We start from the raw sequence: 13,293 nt of genomic DNA, 5'->3' as shown, positions 1-13,293 counted from the left end.
GAAATTATTTCACAAAAAAACTACAACCTTACCCATACATTCAATTTTAATAACACCAAAAAACGATTTATTATGATGAACACTAAAAAGTCTAAACTGACAAAACTCAAAAAAATATCCAGCATACCTGTTTTACTTCTTGCGTTCGGATTATTTGTGCAGAAAACATATGCCAATCCGATCGAAAAAATCATTGAGGAAACGCAGAATAAGATTTCAGAACCTTTGAAAAACTCAGTTTCTGAAGATATTGGAAAGACATTTAGCGATGTTGAAAATGAAATTTTAGATCAACCAATTGAAACACGACCAATACGATTTGAAAATACAAACAGTAGAAAAGCTGTTCAGGATACAATTCGCCCGAAAGAAGGTAAAAGCACAAATATAAAAGAGGAAACAGCAGCAAGGAACACAGAAACAGCAACGCCTAAAGACGATGTGACATTACTTCCACAGTATCCTGGAGGATTTAATGCATTGAGAACGAAGATTTCAAAGTTATTTGACGCATCAAAAATGAATGCTGACAAATCCAAAAACCTCAATAGAGCTGAACTTACCTATACCATTGATGAAACAGGAAATGTTATTGATGTAGCCGCCACCGGAAATGATGAAATTTTCAATACTGAAGCGATTTCAGCACTAAAGAAAGCCAATGAAAATGTTGTCTGGACACCTGCGGAAAAAGACGGAAAACCTGTCCGATACAGAATGAAAATTCCGTTGACTATGTCTTTTCAGTAAATTATTAAACACTCATCTCGAGTGTTTTTTTATTTTCAATGCTTTAGAATTTTTCTATGGATACTATTTTTTCGAGGTATCGAATACTTTTCAATGTCAAATATTTCTTTCGTACTTTTGTTAGATAAGATCACAATTTTCTATGCAATTCAACCTTCAATCAGAATATAAACCTACCGGCGACCAGCCGCAAGCCATTGAAAAGCTTACAGAAGGTATCCAAATCGGTGAAAAATACCAGACTCTTCTGGGCGTAACCGGTTCCGGTAAAACCTTTACCGTAGCCAATGTCGTACAGAATGTACAAAAGCCAACACTCGTCCTGGCCCACAATAAAACGCTGGCAGCACAGCTCTTCATGGAATTTAAGGAGTTTTTCCCGGAAAATGCCGTTGAATATTTTGTAAGCTATTACGACTATTATCAGCCGGAAGCTTATATCGCAACAACCGGAACTTATATCGAAAAAGATCTCAGCATTAATGAAGAAGTTGAGAAACTAAGACTTTCTGCAACGGCAAGTTTACTTTCCGGGAGAAGAGACGTTCTGATCGTAGCATCGGTATCATGCATCTATGGTATAGGAAATCCTACAGAATTTCACAAATCACTGATTTCCATAGCGATTGGAGAGAAAGTTACGCGAACAGCACTTCTGCACTCGCTGGTTAATGCACTTTATTCAAGAACATTAAATGAGTTTCAAAGAGGAACATTCCGGGTAAAAGGCGATGTTATTGATGTTTTTCCTGCCTATGCGGATAATGCCGTAAGAATTCAGTTTTTTGGAGATGAAATTGAAAAAATTCAGAGTTTTGACCCCGTTTCTGGAAATGTAACTTCCAGTTTTGAGCAGATACAGATCTATCCCGCCAATCTTTTCGTAACCTCAAAAGAAACTTTGAATGGTGCCATTCGAAATATTCAGGATGACCTTGTAAAACAGGTAGATTTTTTCAGTTCCATTGAAAAGCCATTAGAAGCAAAAAGACTTCAGGAAAGAACGGAACTGGATCTCGAAATGATAAAGGAATTGGGGTATTGTTCCGGAATTGAAAATTATTCAAGATATTTGGATGGCAGATTGCCTGGCACGAGACCTTTCTGTCTACTGGATTACTTCCCGAAGGATTATTTAATGGTTATTGATGAAAGCCATGTTACAGTACCGCAGGTCCACGCCATGTACGGCGGCGACCGGAGCAGAAAAGAATCTTTGGTGGAATACGGATTCAGGCTTCCTGCTGCGATGGACAACAGGCCTTTAAAATTTGAAGAATTCGAAGCTATTCAGAATCAGGTAATTTACGTTTCTGCGACACCTGCAGATTATGAACTGGAGAAAACTGGAGGTGCCTATATTGAACAGATTATACGCCCTACAGGTCTACTCGATCCTATTATTGAAATAAGACCTACGTTAAATCAGATTGATGATTTAATGGAAGAAATTCAAAAAAGATCTGATGTTGATGAAAGAGTTCTTGTAACTACTTTAACAAAAAAAATGGCGGAGGAATTAACCAAATATTTCACAAAATTCGGAATCAGAACGAGATATATCCACTCTGACGTTGAAACGCTGGAACGTATTCAGATCATGCAGGATTTGCGTGTAGGGCTTTTTGATGTTTTAATCGGAGTAAATTTATTGAGAGAAGGGCTGGATTTACCTGAAGTTTCTCTTGTAGCCATTTTGGATGCCGATAAAGAAGGAATGCTGCGAAGCCGAAGATCCATGATCCAGACGGTAGGGCGGGCTGCGAGAAACCTTAACGGGAAAGCCATTATGTACGCCGATAAGATTACAAAATCAATGCAGGCCACACTGGACGAAACTGAATACCGTCGGGCAAAACAAATTCAGTACAACGAAGAACATGGTAAAGTTCCTGTTGCTTTAAATAAGAAAATCTCCGAAAGTTTAGTCGGGAGAACTAAAGATTTCCCGGATGAAAGATACACCCAGAAGGAAATTCTTCAGAAAGTGGCGGAGGCAAAAGCCAATTACACCACCGAAGATATCGAAAAAGTAATCTTACAAAAGCAAAAAGAAATGGAATCTGCGGCAAAAAATCTGGATTTTATTAAGGCAGCAAAATTGAGAGATGAAATTGCAGCTTTAAAGGGATGATAATAGTTTCGGCGGCACCAAAGGTGCCGCCGAAACTATTCAAAACCTATAGGTCTTGTTTTTTATATTTTTCATAATTCACGGCTCCTCCGCGAATAGGAATCAGCAGATCCATAAGGCCATTTAATTTGATCTCATAAATTGTTGACAGCTGCATTCCTAATTTTCCTTTGGGCATTCCTTTACGGTGAAACCACTCAAGGTAACTTACAGGCAGATCTGCCAAAACCGTTCCTTCATATTTCCCGAAAGGCATTTTCACCTCACAAATTTCTTTTAATATCTCGGGGTTTATTCCGTATTCCATTTTATACAATTAAATCAATTTTCTGTTCAAGTTCATCATCTTTATCCGGTAACTTGAGATCCGGTGTATCATCATCCGAAAATTCATTTCTGTAAACCTGGATCAGCAGTAATGTAAGAGAAATAAGAATGGGACCGAAAACTAATCCCATGAAGCCAAAGAGATTCATTCCCATAATAATTCCGAAAACAGTATTTAAAGGATGAATATCTTCCAGCTTTTTCAACAGCGTAAAACGCAAAACATTATCCGTCAAGCCAACAACAACAACACAATAAGCCGCCAGCCCAAGTCCCATTCCGGTATTGCCTTCAGCAATCATATAAATACAAATCGGGATATAAATAATGGCAGCACCTACAACAGGGATCATAGAAGCCGCCGCCGTTAAAGCAAAAAGCAACACCGGGCTTGGTGCTCCGAATATAAAATATCCTATCAGTGCGACAATACCCTGGCCAAGAGCCACTACAGGAATTCCTATAGCATTTGCCATGATCAGCTTTCTCATTTTTTCGCCTATTAAAGAAACGTTTGATCGCTTCAATGGAGCTGAAGATGATAATATTCTTTCAAAAAAATCTTGGCCTTTCAAGCATGAAATAAAGAATAAAATACATTGACATGACAACAGTTAATGTATTGAAGGTACCGCTCAGCGCTTTGGTAGAAAACTGTCCGACATTATTCTTAAGCTTATCCATATTTTCTTTGCTTAAGATATCAAAACCGGTTTTGGAATAGATATAGGTATGAATTTTTTCAAGAAAAATATTAAACTTATCCATATAAGCCTGTGCATTTCCCAGCTTTTCAATCAATAGATCGCCGATAAAATAAACAGGAAGAATAAGCACGACAAGACTTGCAAACATTAAAGCCAATGAAGAAGCCCATGGTTTCCATTTTTTTTCTTCCTGAAGATAAAAATTATATTTTCTGCAAACTACATAAATGGTAATCGCTCCCAAAACAGAAGGGATAAAAAGAGCAAGATTGAAACAGATTAATCCCGTCAAAACCAAAATGATGGCAAGAAGTGAAACCTGCTTTATTTTAACACTGCTTATTTGTTCTTGTTTATTCATTATTTATTAAACATTATTTGTCTTGGTTTTCCCAGATAAGCGCAGTACAAAGAATACATTACTACAAAGATAAATGGCGCCGTTAAAATGATTCCGATAAAACACAGTACAATTCCTGCCATTGATAAAAGGAACCCTACAAATGTTGCGCCAAGGAAAACTCCGTAATTTTCTTTTACGATATTAAATGATTTTCCTAAGGCTTCCGTTGCAGATACATTTTCAAATAACAAAATCGGATATCCCAACATCAGGAAAGGATATACAAAAATGATGGGCAGGACACACAACGAAAGAGCAACTGTAGAAATTATTCCCGCTAATAAAGCGTAGATTAAAATATTGACAAAATTCTGTTTGTAACCAATGAAAAGATCAGAAAATTCAATAGGGTTTTTCGTATTGTATTTATTGGTCATGTAAATTAACCCAACATACAGAGGAGAAAGCAAAAGCCCCAAAAGTCCCGATAAACCAAAATACAGAGGCATTCCGGGTGCACTGAAAACCGAGAAATTTGAAAAATCACCAGAATCGCGCATTTCTTCAATCATCGCGGCAGAATTCATTCCCGTAAGAGACTGGATAATTGCACCTAAAATGCTATAGATAATCATCGCAACTACCGCGTAAAGGAAAATCCCTTTATACATTTCGAAAGCATGAGAAATAACGGATCCTGTACTCTTTTCCGGAACAGAACCCTGTTGGTCAAATTCATTAAATTCTGACATAATGTGATTTTTTTAATGTTATTACTACCAAATTAAACTTTTTCCGGCAGAAATACATTAAAAACAGTTTAAAATTAATTCTTCTCTGAAAAAATAACCTTATAAAGCGAGTAAATCATCGCGTTCCAGAACGGAAAAGTAAATAATCCTCCTATAAAAAACAACGCAAAACCAATATATTTAAACAAAACAGCAACCATAATGCACACCAAAATTTCCAGGAAATACATTCTGAGTGCTTTAAAATTTAATGAAATTGATTCTAAAATACTTTTGTTCATAAAGAACATCATCGGCGCCACAAACATTGTAATCGCAACCCAGATTACACCCAATATAATCGTTTGGATACTGTATGCAAAAATGAAATACCAGAAAATATAATAACCAATATATTTAAAAAAATTCAATCCGTTGTATCCGGTAAAAAGATCACCAAGTTCAATTTTTTCACCAAGATCCATCTTTCTGTAGATCTGGTAAAAACCGAGATTCAAAGGGTACAAAAATATATTTGTTCCCATTATCCAAAGCGAAAAATTCTGAAAATTTTCCGTTGAAAGAAGCTTCTGAAGTTCTGCCGTGTACACCTGAACGCCTTCTTTAGCATACTTTGCAGTTTCTAAATAGCCCGTTAAAATTCCATATTTCGCATCGCAGAAAAACAATACGGTCATCATAATTCCAAAATATATGATGGAAAACATCAGCTGAAAAACCAATGTTTTATTCCAATAGAAAAATGCCTGCTTCAGTATAAGATCTAATCCCGGTTTCTGTGGATATTTGTTTTCCATGAAAAATATTTTGTGCAAAAGTAAACATCAATAATTACTTTTGCGGAATGTTTTCAGTGAATCATCAAAAATTTATGGAAATGGACGAACTTTCGCTTCAGAAAGTTCCTTATTTCTTCATTGTCGATTTTCTTGCGCAGAATGTTGAAATATTTAAAGAAAATGAAATTAAAAAAATCAGGCTTATTAATTGATTTTCAAAACTTTTCAAACATAAAAAAACAACATGCATTATCCAAAAAAATAGAATGGAAATCATTTCCCGAGACGTTGGAAAGCTTTAAAAAAGGCTTTGATAAAGTTCAAAAAAATATTCGCTTAGGAAACTCATATCTGGTAAATTATACCCGAAAAACAAAAATTGAAACGAATTTAACACTGGAAGAAATTTTTTATCATTCTTCTGCGAAATATAAAGTGTTTTATAAAGATTTTTTTGTATTTTTTTCTCCTGAAACTTTTATTAAAATCATTGACGGCAAAATCCTTACTTATCCCATGAAAGGAACTATTGATGCTTCGCTTGATAATGCGGCAGAGATCCTCAAAAATGATAAAAAGGAAAAAGCAGAACATTACACCGTGGTAGATCTGCTGCGAAATGATCTCAGCATGGTGGCAGATGATGTGAAAGTTGATAAATTTCAATATACCGACTTCATTAAAACCAAGCAAAAAGATCTGTACGCCATGAGCTCTGAAATTTCAGGAACCTTACAGCCCGAATATGACGGAAAAATAGGAAGCATTATGGAAAGAATTCTTCCGGCGGGATCTATTCTCGGTGCTCCAAAACAGAAAACATTGGAAATAATTCTTGAGGCAGAAGAATACAGCAGAGATTATTACACCGGAGTTTGCGGCTGGTTTGATGGTAAAAACCTCGACAGCTGCGTGATGATTCGTTTTATTGAAAAAGAAGGCGATGAGCTGTATTTCAAAAGCGGCGGCGGAATTACGCACATGAGCAGATTAGAAGACGAATATCAGGAAATGAAAAACAAAATTTATGTCCCAATTCATTGAAAGTATTAAGATAGAAGATCAGGAGATTTTCTTATTAGATTTGCATCAGAAGCGTGTAGACGCGACTTTTGCCCACTTCGGAAAAGAAGGCACGATTGATCTTGCCAAAATTTATAAACATCTCGAACATGATGAAGATGGTCTTTTCAAGTTAAGAATTGTTTACAGCCTGGACAAAAAAATCCGGACTCAGTTGATTCCTTACGCTATTCCTGAAATTGAAAACTTTCAGATGGTGGAAAACAACAGTTTCGACTATTCTTTCAAATTTGAAGACCGAAAAGAACTGGAAAAAATGAAAATGAAGGCTAAAGCCGAAGAGATCATTATCATCAAAAACAACCATATTACCGATACTTCCTACTCGAATCTTCTTTTTCTTAAGGGGAAACAATGGTTCACCCCAACTTCTTATCTTTTAAATGGTGTACAGAGACAAAACCTTTTAAGAAAAAAAGAAATTAAGGAAACCGAGATTACCTTACAAAACATCAAAGAATTTTCTCATTTTCAGATCATTAATGCTTTAAATGACTTTGATGAAAATTTCATTTATCCTATTGACAGAATTATTAACTTACCGGGAAATGAAGAATATTCTGATCTTTAATTTTCCTTCAGATAATTAAAATATGCTTTCTGTATATCGGCATTGTTTTTACCGTAGGTGTTGACTTCCAATATTTTAGACTGCACATCCGGTTTGAAGAAATTCTCAAGTACGCGATCTAAAGTTAATTCTTCATCGACTTTAGTGTAAGAAAATCCGAAATGTTTTGCCAGAAACTCTGCATTCTTATGATGCTTCGTGGCAATAAACTCGTCCAAAGTATTCGGATTTGCATTTCCAGGTCCTGGAATAATTTTAAAAATATTTCCTTCTCCATTATTAAAAATCATAATTCGTACAAACGGAGGAATATATTGATTCCAAAGACCATTGACATCATAGAAAAAACTTAAATCTCCCGTAATCAACAAAGTAGGATTAGAATTTTTTATGGCAAATCCCATTGCCGTGGAAGTGGAACCGTCAATTCCACTCGTTCCTCTGTTGCAGTAGATTCTTCTTTTACCATAATCAAAAAGCTGTGCATATCTGATCGCAGAGCTGTTACTAAAATGTATATTGTAATTTTCAGGAATTGCCTGTGATATTTTATTGAAAAAATAAAAATCAGAAAATTCTACAGTATTTAAAAACTTTTCGTGCTTTGCATCTTTTTTATCCCTCAACACATCCCAGAGATTAAAGTACGGACTTGGCTCGAGATTAATGAATTTCAGCAATTTAGAAAAGAAAGTTTCCGGTTTCACTTCTACTTTCTCCGTCAATGCAAAATAAGTGTCCGGCTGCCATACTTCATCCAGATGCCAGTGCTGTTTTGGACGTGCCTTTCTAAGAAATTGTTTCACTTTTTTTGAAACTACATTCTGTCCTACCGTAATCAGCAGATCAGGGGCATAGGTTTTAAAATCTTCTTCCGTAAAATTAAAAACATAGCGATCAATATGCCTGAAAAACTTTTCATAATGAAGGTTGGAATTTGCTTCACTTAAAACCACAACAGAATGGTTTTTAACCAATTGAGTCAGCTGATTTTCAAGCTCCGGACTATAATCCCTTGTTCCTACCAGAATCATTATTCTCTGCGAAGTATTCCAGTCAGCCACTAAATTAGATGGAATTTCGTATTCTTTTTGCTTTAATGTTTTTTCTATCGTAGGAAAAGTCGGCAGCTCCGAAACCAGCTCATACAGAGGCTCTTCAAGAGGAATATTGATATGAACAGGTCCTTGCTTTTCAATACATAATTCAATGGCTTTTTTAATAGTATCAAAATTAAGGTCTTCCGCGTTTTCCTTACTGTCTTCAAGTAACTGGAAATCTCCGTAAGAATGCTGATGAAAAAGATTATTCTGCCTGATGGTTTGTCCGTCAAAAATATCCACGTAATCCATTGGTCTGTCAGCTGTTAACACCAAAAATGGAATGTTGGAATAAAAAGCTTCCGTAACCGCAGGATAATAATTTGCTGCCGCCGAACCACTGGTACAGGTTATTGCCACAGGTTTCTTCTCGCTCATCGCCATACCTAATCCTACAAAAGCCGCACTTCTTTCATCAACAATACTGAAACAGTTGAAGCTGTCCGTCTCCGAAAAATGGATCGCCAAAGGAGCGTTTCTGGATCCCGGTGAAATGATAATATCTGAAATTCCGTATTGCTGAAGAAGATGTGCGAGTATCTGAATACTTCTTTTGGAAGAATATTTTTTCATAAAGCAAATTTAGCGGATAAATGCTTAACACGAAAAGAATTTAATTTAAAAAAACTGTAATTTAGCCATTCGTTAAATTTCTAAAAATGGACAAAATACCTAGTGTAGACCTGCGTGATTTCCTTTCGGGTGACCCGGAACGCAAACAGAAATTTGTAAATGAAATCGGAAAAGCTTATGAAGAAATTGGTTTTGTTGCCTTAAAAGGCCATTTTCTTGATGACAAATTAGTAGATGAACTGTATGAAGAGGTGAAAAACTTTTTTGAACTGCCAACGAACTCGAAACAAAAATATGAGATTCCGGGGATTGGCGGACAGAGAGGCTATGTAGGATTCGGTAAAGAAACTGCAAAAGGCTTCAAAAAAGGAGACTTGAAGGAATTTTGGCATTTCGGGCAATACGTGTCTGATGATTCCAAATATAAAAGCGAGTATCCTGACAATGTAATTGTTGAAGAGCTACCAAAGTTCAATGAAGTGGGTAAAGAAGCTTATCAGATGCTTGAAAAAACAGGACAGTATGTGCTTCGGGCTTTGGCATTGTATCTTGATCTGGATGAATTTTATTTCGATGATAAAATTGCGGAAGGAAACTCTATTTTAAGGCCAATTCATTATCCGCCAATCACAGAAGAGCCGAACGATGCGGTAAGAGCAGCAGCTCACGGCGATATCAATCTGATTACCCTTTTGATGGGATCTCAGGGGAAAGGTCTTCAGGTTCAGAATCATAAAGGAGAATGGATTGACGCCATCGCTGAACCTGACGAACTGATGATCAATGTTGGAGATATGCTTTCCAGACATACCAACAACAAACTGAAATCTACGATTCACAGAGTGGTAAATCCGCCAAGAGAACTGTGGGGAACTTCAAGATATTCCATTCCGTTCTTTATGCATCCTGTGAGTTCGATGTCGCTGAATGCTCTTGAAAACTGTGTCGACGAAAACCATCCGAAATTGTACGAAGACACTACAGCAGGGGAATTTTTACATGAAAGATTAATCGAATTGGGATTGATAAAAAAATAATAGTGAAACCGGGTTGTCTAGCCCGGTTTTGTTTTTTTAAAAGTTCGCGTGAAATTTTTCTATTAGAATCTTCTTGTATTTTTCAGCTCTTACCAGATCTTTTTTATGAACCCAAAAATCATAAGAACTTCTGAAGTAATATTCCTGGCATTTTGGCGGTAAATATTGATTGATTTCATCCTCATCCGTATGCTCTATAATGTCATATTTCGGAAGTTTCAGATTGAGCAATTTCCGATGTAAGGAATATCTGCGCAGAATATCATAATCTACCCATGAATTACATGAGAAGGTCGCTATATCTTTTTTAAAATACTTTTCAAAATAATAAAGCATGAGTTGTTTTTCGGTATTAGTCAATTTATTGCTTCCGAAACTGACAAAAACAGTAAAAAACCAACGATCTTTAGCAATCTTCTCAATTTCTTTATAGTTCACATCTTCTCTTCCGGATGGTGAGCTGTTTAGTCGTTCGGCTTTTTTTAATACATCTGCTAAATACATTTCTGAAGTACGGATAAACCCTTTAGCATCATTGTTTTGGTAATATTTCTGATATTCAGATATCTTTAAAGTTAAATCATTTTCCATCTTTCCGTAAACAAAGTCATGAAGCGCGCTTTTATCTCCTGTAAATTTTACAGAATCCTGCTTAAGGTTTATATTTAAAGAATCCTGCGGATTTAAAAAAAGGAAAATATTTCTTTTAATTTTTTTGTCGTTCTTATAAAGAACAGAAATATTTTTCACTTCATTTGTTAAATTCAGGGCTTTCTTTTGATTAACTCCAATATCAACTTTTTTCTGAGCGTATTTAACCTCAATCGGGAAATTACTCTTATTGTTAATCGCTATATTCTGAGCCGGACACAAGCAGGAGAGCACCAGAAATAATAATATTTTACTTTCTATTTTTATTCTTACATATTTCATCAGGGATAAACTTAAGAAAATTATTTAAAGAATTTAAAATAAATTAATATACCACTCTGTATTGACATATTATTTTTTTGATTATCTTTACATAAGTATCAAATTTTTAACTAAAACAATATGAAAAATTTAAAAAAACTAAGCAAAGGCCAATTAAAAAACATTAAAGGAGAAGGAATCAATCTTCCGGAGCCTGAATTTTGTATGTATGCATGCGGAAACATCATCGTTTGCGCAGCTTGCAGTAAAGATTTCAAATGTCCGGTGGATGACACTATGTAATTGAAATTCAGAAAAATCATAAAGAAAGCCGTTCCTTTTGGGAGTGGCTTTCTTTCAATCAAAGAACCTCAATTGCTGATCTTTTGTTCCCGTAAAATTTTTGGTTGAAAGCTTAGGAAATTCCTTACCGTCAAAAAACTTTTTACCTCCTATTTTAAAGGTATTGTGAATCATTTCTGCAATATTCCCCTCTCCTTTTTGCCTGTTAAAATACCTTTTATCCCCCAGTTTTCCACCTCGCATGGAGCGGATCAAATTCAGAACTTTCTGCGCACGGTCCGGAAAAGCATTTTCAATCCAATTCACAAACACAGGTTCCACCGTATCATTTAACCTCACCAAAGTATAGCCAAAACTTTGCGCTCCCGCATCCGCAATAGCTTTTAAAATCGTCAAAGGTTCATCGCTGTTCAGTCCCGGAATGATGGGCGCTATCATTACATTCACAGGAACTTTGTTTTCAGACAATATTTCTATAGCTTTTAATTTGTTTTTTGCAGAACTCGTGCGTGGCTCCATTTTTCTTCGCAGATCTTCATTAATAGTCGGAATACTTAATGAAACCGAAACAAGATTTTGTTCAGCCATTGGTTTCAATAGATCAAGATCTCTCAGCACCAAAGCATTTTTTGTAAGGATATTAACAGGATGCCTGTAATCGAGACAAACCTGCAGAATTTTTCTTGTGATCTCAAACTTTCTTTCGGCAGGCTGATAACAATCTGTATTCCCTGAGAGCAAAATCGGTTCCGGTTTATAATTTCTTTTCTGAAAAAATTTCTCTAAAAGTTCAGGCGCATTTTTCTTTATCATGATTTTCCTTTCAAAATCAATTCCGGCGCTGTATCCCCAATATTCATGAGTAGGTCTTGCGAAACAGTATGAACAACCATGCTCACAACCCTGATACGGATTCATTGAATATTCCATCGGGAGATCTTCGCTTTTTACCTGATTTACAATTGTTTTCGGAAAAACTTCTGTAAAAGAGGTTTTCAGGGATTCAAAATCTTCATCTTTAGGTTCAAAGGTGTAACGATCGAAACGGTTGATTACATTTCGCTGAGCTCCCTGACCTTTTATGATGTTTTCGTTCTGCATTGCACCGTAAAATTAGAACGGAAATTTTACATAATAATAAGTTTTAACATTAAAGTTTTCCACAAAAAGATCCGGCACTGATACAGTGCCGGATTGTCATAAATTGAATATATTTTACTACTTCAGTGCATAAAATTCTATTCCATGATAATCTTCTTCCTGACTTTTCTTATCGAAATGTCTATGATAATCTGAATAGGAATCACTGTATTTTTTATCTTTTCTGTGTAATATTTTCTTAATTCCGATGATACTTAATACCGCCAAAAGACCAACTCCTCCTGCCAGTATAACTCCAACTTCCTTTTTCATATTTTGCTTGATTTATTAACCCTTTTACTGCAAAAAAGCATACCCAATTATTATTTCAAATGTATAATTTTTGTTAACATATTGAGCATACATTAAAATACCACATGAAAGACAATTGGTTTAATTATTGTATTTTAAAATAAAAAAGTATTATGGAAGGCACAGGAAATATTGACAAAATGACAACATTAAGCCAGGTCATGACAAGACTTGCGCAAAGAGGCATTCACAGAGAATTCAGAATGAATGAAAATGGTGAGGTAAAATTGGATAATTCTGAAAAATCATATCTAGCTAAAGAGCTTACCATCATAAAAACCTACCGCTTTGAAGGAGCAAGTAATCCTGATGACAGTGCGGTACTCTATCTGGTAAAAGGCTCTGACGGAAATCTGGGCATCATCATAGATTCATACGGTGCGGAAAGCAATCATCCTAAGGAATTTGACAATTATCTTCGGGAAGTCCCTATTCTTGAAAGCGACGAATTTGATTTTGATTAATATTAA

At 35.6% G+C, this 13,293-nt stretch carries 13 protein-coding genes and 2 pseudogenes; 7 read left to right on the top strand and 8 right to left on the bottom strand.

Translation table 11 applies throughout. From position 1 onward, the window contains the following. Window positions 1-72: 72 nt before the first annotated feature. A complete protein-coding gene (locus tag AAHI02_RS13685; RefSeq protein ID WP_346983714.1) occupies window positions 73-750 on the top strand; it encodes an energy transducer TonB in 678 nt (225 codons plus the stop codon). A gap of 142 nt (window positions 751-892) precedes the next feature. Beyond that, window positions 893-2,884 carry an excinuclease ABC subunit UvrB gene (gene uvrB, locus AAHI02_RS13680; protein ID WP_346983713.1) on the top strand — a complete coding sequence of 664 codons (1,992 nt, stop codon included), beginning with the start codon at window positions 893-895 and terminating at the stop codon, window positions 2,882-2,884. A gap of 46 nt (window positions 2,885-2,930) precedes the next feature. On the opposite strand, the gene AAHI02_RS13675 is transcribed toward uvrB, so the two are convergent. The 4 genes and pseudogenes from AAHI02_RS13675 to AAHI02_RS13660 form a co-directional block, all read right to left on the bottom strand. Continuing rightward, complete coding sequence (locus AAHI02_RS13675) at window positions 2,931-3,179, bottom strand: DUF3820 family protein (protein WP_346986620.1); 249 nt, start codon at window positions 3,177-3,179, stop codon at window positions 2,931-2,933. Between the two features lie 13 nt (window positions 3,180-3,192). After that, window positions 3,193-4,279 (bottom strand): annotated as a pseudogene (locus AAHI02_RS13670) (AI-2E family transporter). Continuing rightward, a complete protein-coding gene (locus AAHI02_RS13665; protein WP_346983712.1) occupies window positions 4,279-5,013 on the bottom strand; it encodes a beta-carotene 15,15'-monooxygenase in 735 nt (244 codons plus the stop codon). The pseudogene AAHI02_RS13670 and the gene AAHI02_RS13665 overlap by 1 nt, the downstream one beginning before the upstream one ends. A gap of 74 nt (window positions 5,014-5,087) precedes the next feature. After that, window positions 5,088-5,810 carry a hypothetical protein gene (locus AAHI02_RS13660; protein ID WP_346983711.1) on the bottom strand — a complete coding sequence of 241 codons (723 nt, stop codon included), beginning with the start codon at window positions 5,808-5,810 and terminating at the stop codon, window positions 5,088-5,090. A gap of 47 nt (window positions 5,811-5,857) precedes the next feature. On the opposite strand from AAHI02_RS13660, the pseudogene AAHI02_RS13655 reads away from it, so the two are divergent. Both AAHI02_RS13655 and AAHI02_RS13650 read left to right on the top strand, forming a co-directional pair. Next, window positions 5,858-6,836: pseudogene (locus AAHI02_RS13655) on the top strand (aminodeoxychorismate synthase component I). Then, a complete protein-coding gene (locus AAHI02_RS13650) occupies window positions 6,820-7,446 on the top strand; it encodes an aminotransferase class IV (protein ID WP_346983710.1) in 627 nt (208 codons plus the stop codon). The pseudogene AAHI02_RS13655 and the gene AAHI02_RS13650 overlap by 17 nt, the downstream one beginning before the upstream one ends. Here AAHI02_RS13650 and menD read toward each other — a convergent pair. Next, entirely contained in the window at window positions 7,443-9,119 is a 1,677-nt protein-coding gene (menD, locus tag AAHI02_RS13645) for a 2-succinyl-5-enolpyruvyl-6-hydroxy-3-cyclohexene-1-carboxylic-acid synthase (RefSeq protein WP_346983709.1), read from the bottom strand. The two genes, AAHI02_RS13650 and menD, sit on opposite strands and share 4 nt — an antisense overlap. Before the next feature lie 86 nt (window positions 9,120-9,205). On the opposite strand from menD, the gene AAHI02_RS13640 reads away from it, so the two are divergent. Then, a complete protein-coding gene (locus tag AAHI02_RS13640; protein ID WP_346983708.1) occupies window positions 9,206-10,156 on the top strand; it encodes a 2-oxoglutarate and iron-dependent oxygenase domain-containing protein in 951 nt (316 codons plus the stop codon). A gap of 36 nt (window positions 10,157-10,192) precedes the next feature. Here the strand turns inward: AAHI02_RS13640 and AAHI02_RS13635 are convergent, their stop codons facing one another. After that, window positions 10,193-11,089: a hypothetical protein gene (locus AAHI02_RS13635; RefSeq protein ID WP_346983707.1), complete on the bottom strand. Its 897-nt coding sequence runs from the start codon at window positions 11,087-11,089 to the stop codon at window positions 10,193-10,195. Between the two features lie 120 nt (window positions 11,090-11,209). On the opposite strand from AAHI02_RS13635, the gene AAHI02_RS13630 reads away from it, so the two are divergent. After that, window positions 11,210-11,371, top strand: coding sequence for a hypothetical protein (locus tag AAHI02_RS13630; protein WP_346983706.1), 162 nt, complete (start codon window positions 11,210-11,212; stop codon window positions 11,369-11,371). 54 nt (window positions 11,372-11,425) lie between these two features. Here AAHI02_RS13630 and AAHI02_RS13625 read toward each other — a convergent pair whose 3' ends face one another. Both AAHI02_RS13625 and AAHI02_RS13620 read right to left on the bottom strand, forming a co-directional pair. Next, window positions 11,426-12,472, bottom strand: coding sequence for a PA0069 family radical SAM protein (locus tag AAHI02_RS13625; RefSeq protein ID WP_346983705.1), 1,047 nt, complete (start codon window positions 12,470-12,472; stop codon window positions 11,426-11,428). A gap of 117 nt (window positions 12,473-12,589) precedes the next feature. Then, window positions 12,590-12,784, bottom strand: coding sequence for a hypothetical protein (locus AAHI02_RS13620; RefSeq protein ID WP_042720274.1), 195 nt, complete (start codon window positions 12,782-12,784; stop codon window positions 12,590-12,592). A 152-nt stretch (window positions 12,785-12,936) separates the two neighbouring features. Between AAHI02_RS13620 and AAHI02_RS13615 the strand changes: the two genes are divergently transcribed. Next, window positions 12,937-13,287 carry a hypothetical protein gene (locus AAHI02_RS13615; protein ID WP_042720280.1) on the top strand — a complete coding sequence of 117 codons (351 nt, stop codon included), beginning with the start codon at window positions 12,937-12,939 and terminating at the stop codon, window positions 13,285-13,287. Window positions 13,288-13,293: the final 6 nt, after the last annotated feature.

The organism is Chryseobacterium sp. POE27, assembly GCF_039727685.1.
GTDB lineage: Bacteria > Bacteroidota > Bacteroidia > Flavobacteriales > Weeksellaceae > Chryseobacterium.
The sequence above is the reverse complement of the archived record's forward strand: the minus strand, read 5'-3'. Positions and strand labels throughout refer to the sequence as shown.